Raw genomic sequence first — 20924 nt, forward strand, 5'->3', positions numbered from 1 at the left:
CTTCCCGGTTCCGCCGCGGACCCGCACCGGGGTCCTGGGAAGCGCCGCCGGTCCCTGCCTGCGAAATACTTAAGAGCTGCGCCGATGGCGGCGACCGGCGGAGATCAGGGGTGCTGACGTGCACGAGGACACAAACGGCGACGGACGCGACAGCGGGTCCGACACGTCGTCGCGCGGTGTGGAACAGGGCGACCGGGAGTTCCTGTCCCTGGAGCGGGAACTCACGGTGCTGCTGCGCCGCGCCCGCGCCAACCAGGGGGAGATGGCCCGTGAGGTCCACCCGGACCTGGAGTCCGCCGCCTACGGGCTCCTCGTCCGGCTGGAGGAGTGCGGCCGCCAGCGCGCCACGGAACTCGCCGGCTACATCGGCGTCGGCAAGGCCACCATGTCCCGCCAGCTGCGCGCCCTGGAGCAACTCGGGCTGGTCGCCCGCGAGCCGGACCCGGCGGACGGCCGCGCCTGGCTCGTCGACCTCACCGAGGAGGGCCGCACCCGGGTGAGGCGGGTCCGCGAGGCCCGCCGCGAGCGGTACGTCACCCACTTCTCCGACTGGGACCGCAGAGAGGTCTCGGAGCTGGCCCGGCTGCTCCACCAGCTGAACCGGGGGATGGAGAAGTAGCGCCGACGGCGCGGCGACGCCGTCAGAGCTCCACGCACACCACCGTCGCGTCGTCGTGCGTCTTCGCCCGGCCCAGCAGTCCCCGGCCGGCGTCGTCGTCCGCCCGCTCCAGCGCCCGGACCCGCTCCACCAGCGCCCGCGCGCCCTCCTCGCGGACGAGGGCGAACAGGTCCGTCCAGTCGCCTTCCCGGAAGAGCTCCGCCCAGCGGGTGGCCCCGTCCGACAGCGCGGCCAGCGAGCGGACCTCCGCGCGCGGCACGCTCGCGGTGACCGCGCGGGCGGCCACCCCGGGGTCGGCCGCGGCCGTGAAGAACCCGCCCTCCTTGTTGCGGAGCGTGCCGTCGACGACCTCGGCGCTCCGCAGCAGGGTGCGCGGCAGACGGGCCAGCCGGTCGTCGCGGACGGGGGTGACCGTGCCGTCCGGGGCGGTCAGCAGCAGCGTCGCGTCGCACAGGACCAGGTACTCGACGGTCCGCGGCGACCAACGCGCGAGGACCACGGTGGCCTGCGGGGTGCGCGGGTGAGAAAGGTCACAGGTTTCCGCATGGGCCCCGGCGGTACGCGCGATGGCAAGGGCGAGCGCCTCGGCCAGGGGAACATCCGTGAGCGAAACGGTCAGTTCGGTCAGGGCGCCGCCGAGTCGCGCGGTGAACCAGGGGACCGAATGCAGACAGCCGGCGCCGTCCGGGGGCGGTGTCACCCCGTCCAGCAGGACGAGCGAACCGCCCTGTCCGGAGGCGGGAAGTCCGATACTCGCGAAGTCCTCGTTGGGGCGGGCCCGGTCGCCGGCCTCCGACACAAGTTCCGTACGCATTCGGACAGTCTGCACGACCCCTTCACAGCCTTCGCAAAAGGCTGGCATCGCTCCCCGAACTTACCTGCCGCCGCAGGTCAGACGCCTGGTTTGGGTAGGAATGAAGCACTCGGGGAATGCGTGGCGGCGAATACTGTCAAAGCCCGCCGCCCACGTCCAACCGGCCTGCCGGGCAAGGCCGCTGCACGCGCCAGAGGAACTTGCCCGCCAACTCTTTCCCGATGTTCACTCCTTCGGGTGGCGGGGCAAGCGATGCGAGGCCCCTGCCCACCGGCACTGGGAGGGTCGGAAACCGTACCGGACGTACGCGTCAGTTGACGGAGCGTCACATCCGGCCCATGGCACACGAGTCAGGAATGCGAGCACCGGTGCAGAAGACGCGGCCTCGGCGTACAGGCAGGCAGACGGCCTCCGAGGGGGGCGCGGAGCGCACCCCTGTCGGCAAGGGCCGTCCCACCCATGTACGCAACCGGCTGATCGTCGCGGTGGCCGTCGTGGCCGCCGCCGTCGCCGGGGCGGGCGCCCCCTCGATCCTCGCCGCCTCCGGGCAGCTGAAGGACTCCCAGGACCTGGTCACCCTGGCCGAACAGACCCAGGACGCCCTCGCTCTCGCCCAGTCCCTGGCGGACGAGCGCGACGAGGTCACCACCTACGTGGCGGCCGGCCGGGTGAAGTCCAAGGCGCCCTCGGCCCAGGGCAGCGCCCGGGTGGACCGGCAGGCGGGCGAGCTGACCGCGGAGACGGACGTCTCCGCGGCGCTGCGCGAGGCCCTCGCCGCCGTGCCGTCCGTGCGCCAGTCGGCCCTCACCGGCAAGAGCACCGCGCTCCAGGCGCACGAGGCGTACTCCCGGGCCATCGCCGCCCTCCATGTGCTCGTCGACCGGCTGGCGGAGGAGATGCCGCCCCGCGCGGGCTCCGGCGCGTACGCCCTCGCCGAGCTCGACACCGTCGTCCAGCAGGCCTCCGCGACCCGGGGGCTGCTGCTCGCGGCGCTGAACGTGCCGACCAGCACCGAGACCGAATACGACCCCGTCACCGGCCGGTCGGTCACCGAGAAGGTCTCCTCGGCCGCCGACACCAAGCAGCGCGACGCGCTCACCGCCGCCGCGCAGCAGGCCCGGCTGCGCTCCGACGCGGCCCTCGCCGACTTCCGGGAGGGCGCGCCGCAGGAGGCGGTGGCCTCGTACGACTCCACGGTCACCGGCGGTGACGTCGACACCGCCGAGGCCTACCTCGCCGCGCTCACCGACCAGCCGAAGCTGAGCGACGGCGAACTCGACACCAGCGTCAAGAAGCTCGACGCCGCGCTCTCCGCCCGGGTCGACCTGATGCGCGGGGTCGAGTCCTCGCTCTACGGCCACCGCGCCGAGGACCTGGCCCGGATGCGGGACGACGACGTCACCGACCTGGAGCTGCGCGTCACCCTCCTCGGCGCCCTGATGCTGCTGACGGTCGTCGTCGCCACGGGCATGGCGCGCAGCCTCACCCGCCCGCTGTCCGTCCTGCGCCGGGGATCGGCGCGACTGGCGGGGGCCGAGCACCCGGCGGCGGAGGAACCGGTCCGGTTCACCGGCCGCAACGACGAGTTCGCCCAGGTCGTCCGCTCGGTCAACGCCCTGCACGAGCACGCCGTGGCGCTCCACGAGCGCGTCGGCACCCTGGAGTCCGATCGCAAGCACCTCGTCGGGCAGCGCCAGCGGATGGCCGACGCCCGCGAGGAACTGCGCACCGAACTCGCCGACTCCGCAGCCCAGTTGGACGGACTGCGGGACAGCATCGGCGGCACCTTCGTCAACCTCGCCCTGCGCACCCTGGGCCTCGTCGAACGCCAACTGGCGGTCATCGAGGGGCTGGAGGAGCGCGAGCAGGACCCCGACCGGCTGGCCACGCTCTTCAAGCTCGACCACTTCGCCACGGTCATGCGCCGCCACAGCGAGAACCTGCTGGTGCTGGCCGGTACGGAACACGTCCAGCAGCACGCGGGCCCGATCCCGCTGGTGGACGTGGTCCGCGCGGCGGTCAGCGAGATCGAGCGGTACGAGCGGGTACGCATCTCCGCGCTCCCGCCGCACGCGCACGTGGCCGGCTTCGCCGCGGACGACCTCTCCCACCTGCTGGCCGAACTCATGGAGAACGCCACCTCGTTCTCCCCGCCGGACCTGCCCGTCGAGGTCTCCGGCTGGCTCCTGGAGAACGGCGAGGTCATGCTCTCCGTCCAGGACGAGGGCATCGGCATGGCCGAGGACCGGATGAGCCGCCTCAACGCCCGCCTCGCAGAGTTCGACCCCGAGACGCCGTACGACCAGGAGGGCGACGAGGGTCTCGGCCTCGGCCTGTACGTGGTGGCCCGGCTCGCCCACCGGCACGGGGCGCGGGTGCGGCTGCGCGAGCAGAAGCAGGGCGGGGTGGCGGCGGTCGTCGTCCTGCCGACCGCGCTGCTCGCCGCGGCCCCGGCCGCCGCGATCCCGGTGACGAACCCGGCGGCCACCCCCCAGTCCTTCTCGCTGCCGGGCGCGGACGCCGAAGCCAACTCCAATGTCCTGCCGGTCCGCAAGAAGCCCGCGGACCCGCTGGTCGCGCTGGCGGAGAAGGCGGTACGACAGGCGGAGACCCCGGCCGGGACGCCCACGCCGGCTCCGGCACACCTCCCGGCCGAGACGCCGGCTCCGCCGCAGACCTCGGCCGAGACCCCGACGCGGATCCCGGCCGAGACGCCGGCCGAGACGACGATGGAACTGCTGCTGCCGAGCCCGCAGGGCGAGGACGCGGCGGACGCCGAGGAGACCGACGGGACGGGGGAGCAGAGCACCGCCGCCTTCCTCGCCCCCGACCCGGCGACCGCCGACCCCGCGGACAGCCCGCCGAGCCCTCCCGCCCCCGACGAAGGACCTGCCGCGGGCGAGGCCGAGGCGGAACACGCCCGGACACCGGACGCCCCGGAAGAGCTCGTCACGGACAAGGGCCTCCCGAAGCGCACCCCCAAGATCACCGCACCCACCCAAGCCCCGCGCCAGCGGACCGGTTCCGTCGACGCGGACGCCCTCCGCCGCCGTCTGGGCGGGTTCCGCCGAGGAGCGGAGGCCGGCTACCGCGACGTGGAAGCCGAAATCGCCGAACGGACGGGCCAGAACCAGGCCCCGTCCCCCGAAGCAGCTCGAAAAACAACTCAAGAAGCACGCGCACACGCCGAAGAAAGCACGGGGGGCACAGTCGAGGAGGCAAGCAGTTGACCGCGCCCAGTACCTTCGCACTGAGCAGTGAAGCCCGTAACCTGCACTGGCTGTTGACCAACCTCGTGGAGGAAGTACCCGGCATCCAGTCCGTCGCCGTCGTCTCCTCGGACGGCCTGCTTCTGCTGTCCTCCGACCCGGGCCGCAACCTCGAGGCCCGCGAGGCCCGCGAGGCGAAACCCTCCGGCCCGCGCGGCTCCTCCGCCGATCTCGCCACCATCGTCTCCGGCATCGGCAGCCTCACCATCGGCGCCGCCAAGCTCATGGCCTTCGGCGGGGTCAGGCACACCATGGTCGCCATGGACGAGGGCAGCCTCTTCGTCATGTCGATCAGCGACGGCTCGCTCCTCGGCGTGCACGGCTCCGCCGACTGCGACATGAGCGTGGTGGCGTACCACATGGCCCTCTTCGTGGGCCGCGCCGGACACGTCCTGACCCCGGAACTGCGCAGCGAGCTACGGCAGTCACTGGAGTCCGAGGAGACGGGGGGCGTCCGGTGAGCGCCATCCCGAAGCAGCCCCGGGGCGACCGGCAACAGCTCCCCGTGCGGGGCGGCGACCGCAAGCCGGCCCGGGTGCGCCCCTACTCGCTCACCGGCGGCCGCACCCGCTTCGGGCACGTCCTGCTGGTGGAGACCTTCGTGGCGGCCCTCGAAGCTCCCGAAGAACGCAAGGAACTGACGAACGGTTCGCTCAAGTCCACGGTCATGCCGGAACTGCGGGCCATCGTCGAACTGTGCCGCCGCATGCGCACGGTGGCCGAGATCGCCGCGCTGCTGAAGATGCCGCTCGGCGTGGTCCGGGTGCTCCTCAGTGACCTCGCGGACCAGGGAAAGATCCGTGTGTACGGCACCGGTACCGCTCACGGTACGGGCCGTCCCGACCGCGCTCTGCTGGAAAGGGTGCTGAGTGGACTCCGTCGTCTCTGACGCCGCTCGTGGCGTCTCCCCCTTCGTCGAGGCCGAGCCCGACGAGCCCCTGCAGCCCTGGCAGACGGACCGCACCCGTGCCCCCATCGCCACGAAGATCGTGGTGGCGGGCGGTTTCGGCGTCGGCAAGACCACCCTGGTGGGCACCGTCTCGGAGATCGAGCCCCTCCAGACGGAGGCGCTGATGACCGAGGCGAGCGAGGGGACAGACGACCTCACCGGCACCCCGGAGAAGGTCACCACGACGGTCGCCATGGACTACGGCCGGCTCACCCTCGACGACGACCTGGTGCTCTACCTGTTCGGTACGCCGGGTCAGCAGCGGTTCTGGTTCATGTGGGACGACCTGGTGCGCGGCGCGATCGGCGCGGTCGTGCTGGCCGACACCCGCCGGCTGAAGGACTGCTTCCCCGCGCTGGACTACTTCGAGAGCTGCGGGCTGCCGTACGTCGTCGCCGTCAACCACTTCGACGGCAGCGAGGTGTTCGAGCCCGCGGACGTGCGGGAGGCGCTGACGATCCCCGCGCACATACCTGTCATGATCATGGATGCGCGGCGCCGGATCTCGGTGATCGAGACCCTCCTGGCCCTGGTGGGCCACGCGCTCGACGAAACCCCCGAGTAAGGCCCCTCAAGGAGAGTCACCCGCATGCGGAAGATACTCGTCGTCGGAGCCGGCCAGTCCGGTCTCCAGCTCGCCCTCGGCCTCCAGTCGCACGGGTACGAGGTCACCCTGATGTCGAACCGGACGGCGGACGAGATCCGCTCCGGCCGGGTCATGTCGACGCAGTGCATGTTCCACACCGCCCTCCAGCACGAGCGCGACCTCCAGCTGAACTTCTGGGAGCAGCAGGCCCCGAAGATCGGCGGGCTCGGTGTCTCGGTGGCGGCCCCCGGTTCGCACGACCCGGGCCCGACACAGCGCGCGATCGACTGGCTGGGCAGGCTCGACGGGTACGCGCAGTCCGTCGACCAGCGGGTGAAGATGGCCGGCTGGATGGAGACGTTCGCCCAGCGCGGCGGCCAGCTGGTGATCCACGGCGCGGCGGTCTCCGACCTCGACTACTTCTCCCGCGCGTACGACCTGGTCATGGTCTCGGCCGGCAAGGGCGAGCTCGTCCAGATGTTCGGCCGCGACCCGGAGCGCTCCCCCTACAGCGAGCCGCAGCGCGCCCTCGCCGTCGCCTACGTGCACGGACTGGGCCCGCGCCCGGAGCACCCGGACCTGGACGCGGTCCGCTGCAACCTCGTCCCCGGCGTCGGCGAACTGTTCGTCATGCCGACGCTCACCACCTCCGGCCGCGCGGACATCCTGTTCTGGGAGGGCATACCCGGCGGCCCGCTGGACGTCTTCAACGGCGTCAAGGACCCGGCCGAGCACCTCTCCCTGACCCTGGAGCTCATGGAGAAGTTCACGCCCTGGGAGTACGCGCGGGCCACCAAGGTCGAACTGACCGACGCCGGCGGCACCCTGGCCGGCCGCTACGCGCCCACCGTCCGCAACCCCGTCGGCCGCCTCCCCGGCGGCGGCCTGGTGCTCGGCGTCGCCGATGTCGTCGTCGCCAACGACCCGATCACCGGGCAGGGCTCCAACTCGGCGTCCAAGTGCGCGGCCGCGTACCTCTCCTCGATCCTCGAGCGCGGCGAGAAGGAGTTCGACGAGGAGTGGATGCGCGCCACCTTCGACCGGTACTGGGACACCGCCCAGCACGTCACCAAGTGGACCAACGCGATGCTGGCCCCGCCGCCGGAGCACATCATCAACCTGCTGGGCGCGGCCGGACAGCTGCCCCCCGTGGCTGATCGTTTCGCCAACGCCTTCAACGACCCGGCCGACTTCGAGAACTTCTTCTACGAGCCGGAGAAGACGGCGGCCTACCTGGGTTCGGTCTCGGGCGCCTGAGCCGGGGCCTGAACAGAGGTCTTGACAGGGCTCTTGACGGGAGTCCTCGCGGGAGCGGGCGGTGCGTCCGGGCGTACGGCTCCGAGGACCGGTTGGGCGGCGATCTCGGTGATCCTGACCTGTTCGCCGGTTCGCGGTGCCTGGACGACCTTGCCCGCGCCCAGATACATCGCCACATGGGTGGCCTCGGGGAAGTAGATCACCAGGTCGCCGGGGCGCAGCCGGTTCAGCGGGATCCTCGGCAGGTGCGCCCACTGCTCCTCGCTGGTCCGCGGGATCGGTGTCCCGGCGTGCCCCCAGGCCTCGGACGTCAGGCCCGAGCAGTCGTACGACCTCGGGCCTTCCGCGCCCCACTCGTACGGCTTCCCGATCTGCCGTACGGCGTACCGCACGGCCTTCTCGCCCTCCTTCGACGGCTTGCGGTCCTCGTCGAGCGCGCCGGACGCCATGAGCTTCTCCTGCGCCCGCGCCACGCTGTTGCGTTCCAGTTCGGCGAGGGCGGCGAGCTGTTCGGCGGTGAGGGAGGCGAGGAGTTCCTCGACGTCGGCCAGGCGCCGGGTCACGTCGTCACGCTCCTTCTTCCGGCGCTCCGTGAGGGTGAGCTGTTCGTCGAGGGCGGCGCGGGCCTTGCGGGCCAGCCCGTCGGCCAGGCGTTCGCCGCTCGCCAGCCGCCCGACCGTCCCGGCCCGTTCGCGCGCCAACTGGCCGATCAGATGCCCCTGGTCGAGGGCGTGCTGCGGATCGCGGGCGAGCAGCAGCCGTACGTACGGGGAGATGTCGGTGCTGCCCTGGTACTGCTGGCGGGCCAGCCGTCCGGCCGCACCGCGACTCCGGTGCAGGGAGAGGCGGGCCTTCACCAGGGCGGCGTCCAGCCGCGCGGTCTCGGCCCGCCGCCGCTTCAGCTGTTCCTCGGTGGCGTTGAAGGCCTCGGTGGCCTGTTCGGCCTCCTGGTACAGCCGCTGAAGCTCCGTCAGCAGTTCGGCGACGGTCCGCTCTTCGTCGTCCGGGCCGTCCGGGTCGTCTTTCTCGGCCGCCGACGGTTCCTCCGGGTCCGGCGTCCCCGGTGTCTTCGGTGTCTTCGGTGTCGTCACCGTCCGTTCGCCGGGCTCCGGGGGCTCCGGTGCCGCCGCGGCGAGCCCCGGGCCCAGGACGGCCTGTACGGCGAGCGCCGCCGTGGCGACCGTACAGGCCGGACGCAGCAGTCTTCCTGACACGCCATCACCTCCGCTGCGGGGTGGCCCCTCCATCCCGTAGGGCGAGCATCAGGCGCACGTGCGCGGCCCGCGCGCTGGAGGCGCGGTTCGGCGCAATGGGGTCACTCGTCGGCGTCATCCCGCCGTCCGCCCGGCGTGGCGTCGGGCGTGGTGCCGGACTCGGTGCCGGGCGTGGTGCCGGGTTTCGACCACGGCCACTTCAGTCCGCTCGGGCCGCCGCTCCACCTGCCCGCGCCCTTGTCGCCCTCGGCGGCGAACTCGTACTTCCAGCCCTGGGGCAGTCCGAGCTTCGGGCTGTGGCCGCGCGGCACGCGCCGGTAGACCAGGACGGTGGGCGGGCCGCCGGCCGCGTCGGGGACGGGGATGCGGTACGTCTTCGGCGGGTGCCCGGTGGGGCCCAGCAGCACGGGCAGCACCCGGCCGTCCATGGGGCCGCCCTCGAAGGGGGTGTCTTGGCTCTTCACCGCACCAGTGTCGATCAGGTCTCCGCCGCGAGCGCACCCCGGACCAGTTCGGCGGTCTGCGCGTCCCGCGCCGCGGTCACCGTGAGGACGGCCACGAACTGGTCCACCAGCCAGTCCCGCAGCTCGTCGGCGGGCGGCTGCTTGTCCTCGTCGAGCCAGATGAGGGAGGCCGCCTCGACCGCGGTGATCCACATCCGTACGGTCATCCGGAGCCGCGGCCCGGGATCCGGGACCCCCAGGTGGCTGTAGATGTGCTCGGCTGCGGCTCGCCGTACGCCGTCCACGATGGCGGTCGTCCGGGACGTCTCGACGACGCTGCCACCCTGGAGCAGGGCGCTGAAACCGGCGTCGTGACGGCCGACGAACGTCAGGTAGCGGTCGAGGGCGCGGGCCAGGCGGGGGAGCAGCGGACCGTCGTGGGGCTCGTCGAAGCAGTGGTGCAGCTCCTCGGCGGCGGAGCGCAGGGCGGCCTCGTAGAGCTGCTGCTTGCCCCCGGGGAAGTACCGGTAGACGAGCGGCCGGGACACCCCGGCGGCCTCCGCCACGTCGTCCAGCGAGACGTCCTCGGGCACGCGGTGCGCGAAGAGAGAGAGCGCGGCCTCGAGCAGCTGGCTGCGGCGCTCCTCGACGCTGAGGCGACGGTAGGCCGGGGCGGCGGGGGTCATGACGTGCAGCGTAATCGCCCACCCCCGCCCCGTGCCCGCCACCGGGTCACGCCAGCAGTCCGGACGACCTCCACAGCCGCCGCCCGACGCCCCGCAGGACCCCGATGTCGTCCAGGAAGTCCGTCAGCTTCTTCGATCCCGTCTGCATGACCTCCCGCCGGTGCCCGCTCGCCCGCACCTGCGCCACGGCCTCCCGCTTGTCCAGGCCCACGTTCGTGTAGACGTCCGGGTTCACGAACGCCACGGAGAACACCCGCGCGAACTCGCCCGACGTGACCCGGGTGAACTCCTGGGACCACTTCGGCGCCGTCATCATCTGGCGGCGCAGCTCCTCACGGGCGTAGCGCACGTGCCGGGCCTCCTCCACGACGTGGATCCGGGTGACGCCCCGGACCAGCGGCTGGACCCGCTCGTCCGGGAAGGTCAGCCGCTGCATCCAGTCGAGGACCTCCTCGCCGAGCAGGGTCGCGGTGAACGAGCCGGGGGTCGTGGAGATCGTCTTGAACAGGCGTCCCAGGTTCTGGTGGGCGCGGCTCACCGGGTAGTAGGGCGTCCCGCCCTGGGTGATCAGCCGGGCGAACATCTTCGAGTGCCGGCACTCGTCCTCGATCTCGGTCAGCGCGTACCGCACATGCGCGCTCGTCGCCGCCTTGTCGTAGATGTGCCGGACGAGCAGCTGCATGAGGATGAGCTCGAACCAGATCCCGAGCGAGGCGAGCGCGGCGGCCTCGTGCCGGGACAGCAGGATCCGCTGCTCCTCGCTCATCCGCCGCCACATCGGCGTGTCGTACAGCGACACCAGCTCCGGCGGCCAGAACCACTTGCCGTCCTCGAAGGGGGCGTCCCAGTCCAGCTCCTTGTCGGGGTCGAACGAGTGCTTGGCGGAGGACGCGAGCAGCCGCTCGGCCACCTGCTCCCGGTCCTTGAGCAGGCCCAGCGCGTCCCGCAGCCCTTCCAGCGCGTCGGCATCGGTGAGGGTCGTCATGGCTCTTATGAGACTGCTTGTCAGCAAGGCCGTCAATCCCTCACGCACCATTTATTGATCCGGGGGCCGACCGGGGGTCTGCGAGAATCGGCCCCTACGAGCCGTAGGGGGAACCGACTTGAGCTCCGCGCACGGAAACGACGCCGGCCGCGACGCCGCCCGCCGCAGTCTGGAGGGCCTGGCCCTCGGGGACGCGTTCGGGGAGCGCTGGTTCCCGCTCTTCCGGGATCCCCGGCAGGCGTACGAGGAGGTCCGCGCCCGCCGGATGCCCGAGGAACCGGACTGGCACTGGACCGACGACACGGCGATGGCCCTCGGCCTCGTCCGGGTGCTCGACGAGTACGGGGAGGTGCGGCAGCGGGACCTCGCCCTCGCCTTCGCGCTCGGCCACGACGCCGACCCGGCCCGCGGCTACGGATACGGCATGCACCAGCTGCTGCCCCGACTGCTCCAGGAACCCGACCGCTGGCCCGAGTTCAGCCGTGAGCTCTTCGGCGGCGAGGGCAGCCTCGGCAACGGGTCCGCGATGCGGGTGGCACCGCTGGGCGCCTGGTTCCACGCCGATCTCGCCCGGGTCGTCGAGCAGGCCACCCGGTCCGCCGAGGTCACCCACGCCCACCCGGAGGGCATCGCGGGGGCGGTCGCCGTGGCGGTGGCGGCGGCACTCTCGGCCACGGGACGGCTCGGCCTCGCCGAGGTGGTGGCGCTGACCCCGGACAGCGCCACCCGCGACGGCCTCGCCCGCGCCGCCGAACTCCCCTTCACCACCGAGCCGTGGAAGGCCTCCGACCTCCTCGGCAACGGTCAGCGCATCCGCGCCGACGACACCGTGCCCTTCGCCGTCTGGTCCGCGGCCCGCCACCCCGACGACCTCGTCGCCGCGCTGTGGACCACCGCCGAGGGCTTCGGTGACGTCGACACCACCTGCGCCATCACCGGCGGCGTCGTGGCCGCCCGCACCGGCGTCGACGCCGTCCCCGCACCGTGGCTGGAGCGTCGGGAGCCCCTGCCCGGGAAGGCGGGGCGCCGATGACCGCCGAGGTGCAGCCCATTGCCGCCCTCCGGGTGCGCAACTCCGGCAGTGAGCTGCTCGAACTCATTCTGGAGCCGTACGGCAGCGATCACTGGATGCGACCCGGCGAGACCTTCGTGATCTGGACGCTCGGGTGGCCGGGCGACGGGGTGTCCGAGGCGGCCGGGACGTCCGAGGCGTTCGAAGTGGACCACAGGCCGGGGACGGTGACCGTGCACGCCGAGGTGCTGCCCGCCTACGTCGGGGACGTCGACGGCAACGAGATCGACTGCGGCCACAACAGGCCCCGGCCCGTCGGCCCGTTCCGGATCGAGCTTCCCTAGCCCTCGCCCCTAGCCCCTAGGTCGTGTCCGCAAAGTCAGGGGAGCCAGAGTCGTAGGCAGGCGAGGGTGACCAGGGCCTGGTAGTGGCGGGCGCGTTTGTCGTAGCGGGTGGCCAGGGCTTTGTTGTGCTTGAGCCTGTTGAAGCAGCGTTCGACGACGTTGCGCCGGCGGTAGGCCGCGCGGTTGAGCCGGCACCGGCTCTCGCCTCGCCGGATACGGCCGTTGATCTGGTCGATCCGCTCGGGGATGGCGGCCTTGATGCCTCGTCGGCGGAGATAGGTGCGGATCTTCGTGGACGAGTAGCCCTTGTCGGCGGCCACCAGTTCCGGCCGGGTGCGAGGACGGCCCGGCCCGCACCGCTCGATGCGGATGCGGGCCATGACCTGCTCGAACTGAGTGCAGTCGTTGACGTTGCCAGCGGTGAGGGTGAAGGCCAGGGGTCGCCCCCGGCCGTCGCAGGCGAGGTGGATCTTCGTGGTCAGTCCGCCGCGGGACCGGCCGATCGCCTCGCCCGGCCAGGGCCCCCTTTTCGGGCCCCGGCGGCATGCTGGTGGGCCCGCACGGTCGTGGAGTCGATGCATACGATCGACCAGTCGACGGCTCCCACGGCGTCGGAGTGCTGTTGGACGTGGGCGAGCAGGCGGTCCCAGGTGCCGTCCGCCGACCAGCGGCGAAAGCGTTCGTAGACGGTCTTCCACGGCCCATAGCGCTCGGGCAGATCCCGCCAGGCCGCGCCGGTGGACAGCTTCCACCAGATCCCGTTCACCACTTGGCGGCGGTCCCGCACCGGCCGGCCCATCCGGGGAGGGGCCAGCAACGGTTCGATCACCGCCCACGACTCATCGCTCAGCTCATGACGACGCACCACGAACCGACCAACGAGCAAGCGACTTTGCGGACACGCCCTAGCCCCTAGCCCCTCGGCCGGGCCGAACGGCGGCGGGGGAGCGGCCGGGCCGGCGGCCGGCCGGTTCGCCCGACGGGTTCGCCCGACGGGACCGGCCGACCGGCTAGACCGAGCAGCCCAGGTCCTCCGGTACCGCGAACGTCGTCGGCTCCGCGCCCTGTGCGGGGAAGGCCGTGCGCAGGCCGAAGGCGTACGGGGTCGGGCCGTTCGCGCGCAGATGGAGGAGGCGGGACTCGGCCTCCGCGACCGTCGGGCGGTGGCCCGCCGGTACCCACCACAGGGCGGTCATCGCCTCCGCCACCCGCTCGAACCACTCCCGGCGGCGCGAGAGCAGCTCGCGGTGCTGCCCCTGGTACATGAACGTGGTCAGGGCGTCGATGTCCCGCCACACCGTCATGTTGATGATCAACCAGGAGTCCCCGAAGACCTGGATGTCGGTCGCGTCACCCCCGTCGGACTGGAGCCGCCAGACATAGCCGTCCGCCGCCTCCGCGGTGGCGTTGACCGGGTCGAGAGCGTCCACGAAGTCCTTCAACTCCGGTGAGTCCAAGGGGAACTTGAGGCGGGAGATGTTGACCTGGGCGAGTTCGAAAGCGGCGGTGTCGGTCACGTTCTCAGCTCTCGTGTCAGTCATGAGCGAACCGTAGGACGCCCCTGTGCGGTCCGGTACCCCCCGTCTCACGACTTGAGCACCGCCTCCATCACCGCCCGGGCGACCGGCGCCGCCATCCCGCCCCCGGTGATGTCCCCGCGGCGCGCCGACCCGTCCTCGACCACCACCGCGACCGCCACGCTCGGCTCCATGTCCCGCTCGCCCCGCGCCCAGGAGACGAACCAGGCGTACGGGATCCCGGCGTTGCCGAGACCGTGCTGGGCGGTGCCGGTCTTGCCGCCGACGACCGCGCCGGGGATCGCGGCGTTCGTGCCGGTGCCCTCCCGCACCGCGTCCACCATCAGCTCCCGCATCAACCGCGCCGTCGAGGGGTGCATCGCCTGGCGGGACGGGCGGGAACCGGCCGTGGCCACCGTGGCCCCGCCGCGCCGGGTCGTCCGCTCCACCAGGTACGGCGTCCGCACCTGCCCCCCGTCGGCCACGGCCGCCGACACCATCGCCATCTGCAGCGGGGTCGCCCGGGTGTTGAACTGGCCGATCGAGGACAGCGCCAGCTGCGCCTGGTCGAGCGAGGTGTCGAAGGTGCTCGGCGCGACGGCGAACGGGATCCGCACGTCCACGTCGTTGAAACCGAACGCCTGCGCCGTCCGGGTCATCCGCGCCAGGCCCGTGTCCACGCCGAGCTTGGCGAACACCGTGTTGCACGACCACTCGAAGGCGTCCCGCAGCGGCGCGTCCTCGCAACCGGGGCCCTCGTTCGTCAGGCCCGTCGTCGTCCCGGGCAGCCGGTAGGGGGCGGGAGAGTCGGTGGCCGCGTCGAGGTCGGTGATCACCCCCGCGTCCAGTGCCGCCGCCGCGGTGACCACCTTGAACGTCGATCCCGGCGGATACGTCTGGCGCGCCGCCCGGTTCAGCATCGGCTTGTCCGGGTCGCCGTTCAGCCGCACCCAGGCCCGTTCGGCCGCGGCGTCGTTCCCGGACAGCACGGCGGGGTCGTACGAGGGACTGGACACCAGCGCCAGCACCCGCCCCGTCGACGGCTCCACCGCCGCCACCGCGCCCTTGCGTCCGCCCAGCCCCTCGTACGCGGCCTGCTGGGCCCGGCGGTTCAGGGTCGTCACCACGTTGCCGCCGGGCGGGCGGCCGTGCGTGACGTCGTTCCACAGCGGGAACGGCGAGAGCATCGGATCGGCCCCCGAGAGCACGTCGTCCCCGGTGTGCTCCAGGAACGTCGTCCCGTACAGCTGCGAGGCGAAGCCGGTCACCGGCGCGTACAGCGGCCCGTCGCGGTACGTGCGCTCGTAGCGCAGCTGTTCACCGGTGTCCCGGGAGCCGGTCACGGGGGCGCCGTCGACCAGGATGTCGCCGCGCGGCTGGGCGTAGCGGGCGATGGAGTCGCGCCGGTTGGCCGGATTGTCGTCGTACCTGCCGGACTGGACGACCTGGACGCGCAGGGCGTTGACCAGGAGCGCCACCAGCAGCAGGGCGCAGAAGGCGGCGGCATGCCGGATGTGCCGGGTCAACCGGGCCTCCTTGGATCCTCGTCGTGGGGTGGGTCGTGGGGTGGGTCGTGGAGTGAGGCGTGAGACGGGTCGTGGGGTGGGTCGTGCGGTGTGGGGTGCGCTGTGCCGTGCGGGGCCCGGCGCGGCGCGTCGAGGGTGGCGTGGCGCGGCCGCCTCGCGGAGTCGCTCACCCGGATCAGCAGCGCAACGATCGCCCAGTTGGTGACGACCGAGGAGCCGCCCTGCGCCAGGAACGGCATCGCCATGCCGGTCAGCGGGATCAGCCCGGTCACCCCGCCCGCGATCACGAACACCTGGAGCGCCACGATCGAGGCGAGGCCGGTCGCCAGCAGCCGGCCGAAGGGGTCGCGCAGGGAGAGGCCCGCCCGGTAGCCGCGCTCCACCAGCAGGCCATAGAGGAGGAAGAGGGCCGAAAGGCCCACCAGACCCAGTTCCTCGCCCGCCGTCGCCAGGATGAAGTCCGACTTCGCGGCGAAGCCGATGAGGACGGAGTGGCCGAGGCCGAGCCCGGTGCCGGACATCCCGCCGGCCGCGAAGGAGAACAGCGACTGCGCCAGCTGGTTGGGACCCTCACCGGCCTCGATCGTCGCGAACGGATGCAGCCAGTCCTCGACCCTGCTGTGCACATGCGGCTCCAGGCGGCCGACGGCGACCGCGCCGAGCGAGGCGAGCAGCAGCCCGACGGCGATCCAGCCGGTGCGGCCGGTGGCGACGTAGAGCATGACGACGAACAGCCCGAAGAAGAGCAGCGACGTGCCGAGGTCCCGCTCCAGCACCAGCACTCCGACGCTCAGCAGCCAGATCGTGACGATCGGACCGAGGACGCGCCCGGTGGGCAGCTGGAGCCGTTCGAAACGCCAGATCTTCCGGCCCGCGTACGCCAGCGCCGTGCGGTTGGCCGCCAGGTACGAGGCGAAGAACACCGCCAGCAGAACCTTCGCGAACTCGCCCGGCTGGATGGAGAACCCGGCGATCCGGATCCAGATACGGGCGCCGTTCACGGCCGGGAAGAGGATCGGCAGCGCGAGGAGGGCGAGCGCGGCGACCACACAGACGTACGCGTACCGCTGGAGCAGACGGTGGTCGCGCAGCGCGGCCACGACCATGATGAACAGAGCCACCCCGAGCGTGGACCACACGAGTTGGGTGGGCGCCGCCCGGTCGCCCGGAGTCTCCAGGTCGAGCCGGTAGATCAGCACCAGGCCCATCCCGTTGAGCAGTACCGCGATGGGGAGGAGCAGCGGGTCGGCGCAGGGGGCGCGCAGCCGCACCGCGAGGTGCGCCAGCAGCGCGAGCACGCCGAGCCCGGCGCCGTAACCGGCGGCGCCGGGCGGGACGGTGCCGTCCTTCGCGAGGCCGACAGCGCAGTAGCCGTACACGGAGAGCAGCACGGCCAGGACGATGAGGGAGAGTTCGACGCCTCGGCGCCGGGGGAGGAGCGCCGCGGGGGCGGGCGCGTCGGCCGCCGCCACGGTGGTTCCGGCACTGGTGGTGCCCGCACCGGTTCCTGCTCCTGTCCCTGCTTCCGTCTCTGCTCCCGCCCCTGCTCCCGTCCCTGGTCCGACTCCGGCTTTGGTCATGTCCGGAACCTACCCAAATATGACCCCTTGTGGGCCTTGGATGCTTTCGTGTCAGTGCCGGATCAGCACCAGCGAGGTGTCGTCCCGATGGTGTCGATGTAGCGCGCCGAGCCCCAGGCCCAGGTGCCGTCCGTGAGCAGGTACCAGAGGGAGTTGCCCTGGACGTTCTGGCCCGGCGTCTTGCAGAAGATCGAGACGATCTCGCCGCGATGGGCCACCCGGATCACCTGGCTGGCTCGGGTGGGCGCGCTGCGCAGGAGCAGTTCGCTCGCGGTGACGCGCCCGCGGTAGCGGCGGGAGTCGTTCTGGTTGCCGTTGCCGGACTGCCAGTCACCCCCGCCGGACTGCCAGTTGGTGTCACCCCCGCCGGACTGCCAGTCGCCTGCCCCGGACTGCCAGTCGCCCCCACCTGACTGCCAGCTTCCGTTCTGGTTGCCCTGGCTGCTATGACCGGTTTGGTTGCCCTGGCCCCCACCTTGGTTCTGGTTGACCTGGCCGCCCCCGCCTTGGTTCTGGTTGCCCTGGCCCCCACCTTGGTTCTGGTTGACCTGGCCGCCCCCGCCTTGGTTCTGGTTGCCTTGGCCTCCGCCTTGGTTCTGGTTGCCTTGGCCTCCGCCTTGGTGCTGGTTGACCTGGCCGCCTCCGCCTTGGTTCTGGTTGCCTTGGCCTCCGCCTTGGTGCTGGTTGACCTGGCCGCCTCCGCCTTGGTTCTGGTTGCCTTGGCCTCCGCCTTGGTGCTGGTTGACCTGGCCGCCTCCGCCTTGGTTCTGGTTGCCTTGGCCTCCGCCTTGGTGCTGGTTGACCTGGCCGCCCCCGCCTTGGTTCTGGTTGCCCTGGCCTCCGCCTTGGTGCTGGTTGACCTGGCCTCCACCTTGGGACTGGTTGCCCTGGCCTCCGCCTTGGTGCTGGTTGCCTTGGCCGCCCCCGCCTTGGTTCTGGTTGCCCTGGCCGCCCCCGCCACCTTGGTGCTGGTTGCCTTGACCCCCGCCTTGGTTCTGGGTGCCCTGGCCGCCCCCGCCACTCTGGTTCTGGTTCCCTTGGTCGCCTCCGCCGCCCTGGTTCTGCCAGTCGGACGAGCCGTCGTCCTGGGTGGTGAGGCTGTCGCCGTCCCAGTCGTCGGCGATGGCCGGGGCGACGGCCGCGGTGGCGGCGAGGGTGCCGGCTGCGGTGAGTATGGCGAGGCGGGTGAGAGTGGTGCGCAGGGGCATGGCGATACCTCCATGAAGAGGGTGAAGCTGACTAATCGCCACATTAGGATCGGTTCGCGCGTGTCGCCCGTCACGCTGCGCCATCGGGGAGGCCGCTCCTGGCGGGAGGCGTCTGAGGGAGCGTCAGTGTCGCCACCGCACCGCCGTCCGGGGCGTCGGTGAACGTCAGCCGAGCGCCCAGCACCTCCGCCTGTCCGACCGCGATCGTCAGCCCGAGCCCGTGCCCCTTCGCCCCGCCTTCGGTACGGAACCGCTGCGGCCCGTGCGTGAGGAGGTACTCCGGATAGCCGTCTCCGTGGTCCCGCACGGTGACCACGGGCCCGTCCACCGTGAGCACGACGGGCGCCCGCCCGTGCCGGTGCGCGTTGGCCAGCAGGTTCCCCAGCACCCGCTCGAGGCGCCGCCGGTCGGTCTCCACGCGCGCGTCCCGGACGACCGTCACCTCGGTGCCGGTCGCCGAGGCCCCGGAGGTGTCCGAAGCCTCCGCCGTCCGCACCACCCGGACCGCCAGCGCGCCCAGCTCCTCGGCGTCCAGCTCCAGCCGCTCCCGCCCGGTGTCCAGGCGGGAGATCTCCAGCAGGTCCTCCGTCAGCGTGCGCAGCGCCGCCACCCGGTCGCGGACCAACTCCGTCGGCCGCCCCGGCGGCAGCAGTTCCGCCGCCGCGTGCAGCCCGGTCAGCGGCGTGCGCAGCTCGTGCGCCACGTCGGCGGTGAACCGCTGCTCGCTCAGCAGCTTGCCCTGGAGCGAGGAGGCCATGGAGTCCAGCGCGACGGCGACGGCCCCCACCTCGTCCTGCGGCCGGCCCGGTTCCTTCGCGCGGCGGTCGTCCACGCGCGCGTCCAGGTCGCCGGCGGTGATCCGCCTGGCCACCTGCGCGGTGGTGTGCAGCCGCCGGGTCACCCGGGTGACCGCTACGGCGCCGACCAGCAGCGTCGCGCCGATGGCCAGGATCGACGACCACAGGATCGCGGTGTCGAGGGCCTCGATGGTGCGAGCGCTCTGCGAGTAGTCGACCGGTACCGCGAGGGCCCGCGCACCGTCGACGGGACCGGCCGCCCACATCGTCGCGCGCCCCTGATGGTCGGCGACCATCGTGCCGCGCTCGCCGGCCAGCGCCAGCGCCCGCAGCGACGCCGGCAGCCCCGGCGGATCGAGGCTCGCGCCCCACTCGAGGGTGTCCCCGGCCTCGAACGCCGCCGTCGCGTCCTTCAGCCGGGAGAGCGCGAGGTCACGGGCCTGTCCGACGGTCTGGTTCGTCACCGAGACATGCACCAGTACGCCGAGCAGGGCGGCCAGCGCACAGCACATCACCGTGATGAAGACGGCGGCCTTCACGGCGAGCGTGCCGGTCCACGAGGGAAACGCGAGCCTCATCGGCCGCTCGCCGACGCGGAGGCGGAAGAGGGAGCGGGAGCAGGAGGGGAAGAGGAGGCGGTCGGGGCCGGGGAAGCAGAGGTGGTCGAGGAAGCGGAGGGGTGGGGCGAGTACTTCCGGCCCCCGGTGCGCAGCATCTCGTCGTGGGTGAGCAGCATCGCCCGCTGCTGCTGGTCCCATGTCCACTGGAGGCGGTACTCGTAGCCCGCGACCTCCGACGGGGCCCGGATGATCACGGACCGTCCGGCCAGTTCGACCCCGCTCACCGCGTCCTCGTAGGCCATGACCTGGACGAGCCTGTCCTTGCGCACGGTGTACACGCGGACGGCCGTCAGATTGCCGGGCAGCTGGCGGAAGCCCAGTGTCAGGTCGTCGTGGCCGTCGCCGGTGAGGTCCCGGTAGTACGCCTTCAGCACGGGGCACCGGCTCCCCGCCGCCCCGCTCCTGCCGCAGTCGGCCATCCGGCGGGCCGTCTCGTCGTAGGTCCCGTCGGCGTAGTCGCCCGGATGCGTGGTGATCTCCTCGCGGACGACCGCGAACGGGTCCACCTTGCGGATGTCGCCGCCGGGCACCTTGATGCCCTTCACCACCTCGGTGTCCACCTCGCCGATGTCGAAGGCGGGACTGGAGGCGGGGGTCAGATCCGGCCAGAGCTTGTCCGGGCTGATCGCGGTCGGCGTCGCCCCGGCGCCCTGAAGCTCACCCGCGTCACCGCAGCCCACGGCGACCGAGGCCAGCAGGGCGACGGTGACGGCGGCGAGCCCACGCCGGGTGGGACGGGAGAAACCGGAGGGGCGGGAGGGACTACGGCGGGGCACGGGACTTCTGTGACTCCTCTGGGGATACGACGGTGTCAGGCCCGTACACCTTATTCGTAAGGAAGTCCGTTTTGCGTACTGGTGGGCCGGGGGTGGTGGGGCGCTGGAGGTGCCGGGGTCCTGACCATGGCGAAACGATTATTCGGCCAGTTCCTCCAAAAGCCTGGCCGTCGGCAGCCCCGCCCGCAGGTACTCCACGAACAACTCGTTGTGCAGGGCCCACGGTGAGCGCCGCGACCGTATCAGCCGGATCGCTTCCTCGGTCGAGTGCCCCCGGCGTACCAGGGTGTGGGCGATGACCAGGCCGGAGCGGTTGTAGCCGCTGTAGCAGCGGACGAGAACCGTCCGGCCGTCGTCCATCGCGTCCTCCGCGGCCCGCGCCAGCCGGATCACCCCGGCGAGCTGGGTCCCGTCCAGCGGACCGTCCGGAATCGGCCACACGTGATGCTGCACCCCGGGATCGGGCCCATGTCCCTGCCGGGCCCGTGTCAGCGTCTGGACGAGATCGAACTCGCCCCGCACCACGGCGAGTTCCAGTTCACCGGAGCGCCCCCGGAACTCGTGCCCGCCCATCCACAGGCCGGGCACGATCTCGCTCCACGGACGGTCCGGAGGCGGTACGTCGAGTTGCTTCCTGCGGGTTCGCAACGGCGCCTCCCCAAACGCGCTGCCCGGTAACGGCGCCTCTCCAGACCGCTGCTCAGTGCTTGCCCAACTCCCCT

The 20924-nt window shown here is 72.1% G+C and carries 20 protein-coding genes and 1 pseudogene; 8 read left to right on the forward strand and 13 right to left on the reverse strand.

Annotated elements, in window-relative coordinates; genetic code table 11:
* Positions 1–118 precede the first annotated feature (118 nt).
* Positions 119–619, forward strand: a complete 501-nt coding sequence (locus OG736_RS29380) for a MarR family winged helix-turn-helix transcriptional regulator (RefSeq protein ID WP_267018458.1) — start codon at positions 119–121, stop codon at positions 617–619.
* Between the two features lie 22 nt (positions 620–641).
* Here OG736_RS29380 and OG736_RS29385 read toward each other — a convergent pair whose 3' ends face one another.
* Positions 642–1433, reverse strand: coding sequence for a hypothetical protein (locus tag OG736_RS29385; protein ID WP_327185060.1), 792 nt, complete (start codon positions 1431–1433; stop codon positions 642–644).
* A gap of 368 nt (positions 1434–1801) precedes the next feature.
* Between OG736_RS29385 and OG736_RS29390 the strand changes: the two genes are divergently transcribed.
* Genes OG736_RS29390 through OG736_RS29410 form a run of 5 tightly spaced genes read left to right on the forward strand, consistent with a single transcriptional unit; the run spans position 1802 to position 7494 of the window.
* Positions 1802–4663, forward strand: a complete 2862-nt coding sequence (locus tag OG736_RS29390) for a sensor histidine kinase (protein ID WP_327185061.1) — start codon at positions 1802–1804, stop codon at positions 4661–4663.
* A complete protein-coding gene (locus tag OG736_RS29395) occupies positions 4660–5163 on the forward strand; it encodes a roadblock/LC7 domain-containing protein (protein WP_062642175.1) in 504 nt (167 codons plus the stop codon). Before OG736_RS29390 ends, OG736_RS29395 begins: the two co-directional genes overlap by 4 nt.
* Positions 5160–5591, forward strand: coding sequence for a DUF742 domain-containing protein (locus tag OG736_RS29400; protein ID WP_327185062.1), 432 nt, complete (start codon positions 5160–5162; stop codon positions 5589–5591). Before OG736_RS29395 ends, OG736_RS29400 begins: the two co-directional genes overlap by 4 nt.
* Positions 5572–6216, forward strand: coding sequence for a GTP-binding protein (locus OG736_RS29405; RefSeq protein ID WP_327185063.1), 645 nt, complete (start codon positions 5572–5574; stop codon positions 6214–6216). Before OG736_RS29400 ends, OG736_RS29405 begins: the two co-directional genes overlap by 20 nt.
* A 24-nt stretch (positions 6217–6240) precedes the next feature.
* Positions 6241–7494 carry a styrene monooxygenase/indole monooxygenase family protein gene (locus OG736_RS29410; RefSeq protein WP_327185064.1) on the forward strand — a complete coding sequence of 418 codons (1254 nt, stop codon included), beginning with the start codon at positions 6241–6243 and terminating at the stop codon, positions 7492–7494.
* Here OG736_RS29410 and OG736_RS29415 read toward each other — a convergent pair.
* The 4 genes from OG736_RS29415 to OG736_RS29430 all read right to left on the reverse strand — a co-directional run bounded on the left by OG736_RS29415 (position 7467) and on the right by OG736_RS29430 (position 10822).
* The gene (locus OG736_RS29415) at positions 7467–8708 is read right to left on the reverse strand and encodes a C40 family peptidase (RefSeq protein ID WP_327185065.1); all 1242 of its coding nucleotides are present in this window, start codon (positions 8706–8708) and stop codon (positions 7467–7469) included. The two genes, OG736_RS29410 and OG736_RS29415, sit on opposite strands and share 28 nt — an antisense overlap.
* Positions 8709–8809: 101 nt before the next feature.
* Complete coding sequence (locus OG736_RS29420; RefSeq protein ID WP_327185066.1) at positions 8810–9172, reverse strand: DUF8847 domain-containing protein; 363 nt, start codon at positions 9170–9172, stop codon at positions 8810–8812.
* Between the two features lie 14 nt (positions 9173–9186).
* Positions 9187–9837, reverse strand: coding sequence for a TetR/AcrR family transcriptional regulator (locus OG736_RS29425; RefSeq protein WP_020130705.1), 651 nt, complete (start codon positions 9835–9837; stop codon positions 9187–9189).
* A 46-nt stretch (positions 9838–9883) separates the two neighbouring features.
* Complete coding sequence (locus OG736_RS29430; RefSeq protein ID WP_327185067.1) at positions 9884–10822, reverse strand: AurF N-oxygenase family protein; 939 nt, start codon at positions 10820–10822, stop codon at positions 9884–9886.
* A gap of 118 nt (positions 10823–10940) precedes the next feature.
* Here OG736_RS29430 and OG736_RS29435 point away from each other — a divergent pair, with 118 nt between their 5' ends.
* Both OG736_RS29435 and OG736_RS29440 read left to right on the forward strand, forming a co-directional pair.
* Positions 10941–11855 (forward strand): ADP-ribosylglycohydrolase family protein, encoded by a 915-nt coding sequence (locus OG736_RS29435; RefSeq protein ID WP_327185068.1) that lies wholly within the window; start codon positions 10941–10943, stop codon positions 11853–11855.
* Complete coding sequence (locus OG736_RS29440; protein ID WP_327185069.1) at positions 11852–12178, forward strand: hypothetical protein; 327 nt, start codon at positions 11852–11854, stop codon at positions 12176–12178. Before OG736_RS29435 ends, OG736_RS29440 begins: the two co-directional genes overlap by 4 nt.
* A 35-nt stretch (positions 12179–12213) precedes the next feature.
* On the opposite strand, the pseudogene OG736_RS29445 reads toward OG736_RS29440, so the two are convergent.
* The 8 genes and pseudogenes from OG736_RS29445 to OG736_RS29480 form a co-directional block, all read right to left on the reverse strand.
* Positions 12214–13043, reverse strand: a pseudogene (locus tag OG736_RS29445) (IS5 family transposase).
* A gap of 145 nt (positions 13044–13188) precedes the next feature.
* Complete coding sequence (locus OG736_RS29450) at positions 13189–13719, reverse strand: DUF3291 domain-containing protein (RefSeq protein ID WP_327185070.1); 531 nt, start codon at positions 13717–13719, stop codon at positions 13189–13191.
* A 44-nt stretch (positions 13720–13763) separates the two neighbouring features.
* Positions 13764–15221, reverse strand: coding sequence for a peptidoglycan D,D-transpeptidase FtsI family protein (locus OG736_RS29455; protein ID WP_327185071.1), 1458 nt, complete (start codon positions 15219–15221; stop codon positions 13764–13766).
* Positions 15218–16693, reverse strand: a complete 1476-nt coding sequence (locus tag OG736_RS29460) for an FtsW/RodA/SpoVE family cell cycle protein (RefSeq protein ID WP_327185072.1) — start codon at positions 16691–16693, stop codon at positions 15218–15220. Before OG736_RS29460 ends, OG736_RS29455 begins: the two co-directional genes overlap by 4 nt.
* Positions 16694–16863: 170 nt before the next feature.
* Positions 16864–18009: an SH3 domain-containing protein gene (locus tag OG736_RS29465; protein ID WP_327185073.1), complete on the reverse strand. Its 1146-nt coding sequence runs from the start codon at positions 18007–18009 to the stop codon at positions 16864–16866.
* A gap of 70 nt (positions 18010–18079) precedes the next feature.
* Entirely contained in the window at positions 18080–19384 is a 1305-nt protein-coding gene (locus OG736_RS29470) for an ATP-binding protein (protein ID WP_327185074.1), read from the reverse strand.
* Positions 19381–20202 (reverse strand): hypothetical protein, encoded by an 822-nt coding sequence (locus tag OG736_RS29475; protein WP_327185076.1) that lies wholly within the window; start codon positions 20200–20202, stop codon positions 19381–19383. The genes OG736_RS29470 and OG736_RS29475 overlap by 4 nt, the downstream gene beginning before the upstream one ends.
* A 138-nt stretch (positions 20203–20340) precedes the next feature.
* The gene (locus OG736_RS29480) at positions 20341–20850 is read right to left on the reverse strand and encodes a protein-tyrosine phosphatase family protein (RefSeq protein ID WP_327185077.1); all 510 of its coding nucleotides are present in this window, start codon (positions 20848–20850) and stop codon (positions 20341–20343) included.
* Positions 20851–20924: the final 74 nt, after the last annotated feature.

It is taken from the genome of Streptomyces sp. NBC_01334 (genome assembly GCF_035983595.1).
Lineage (GTDB): Bacteria > Actinomycetota > Actinomycetes > Streptomycetales > Streptomycetaceae > Streptomyces > Streptomyces coriariae.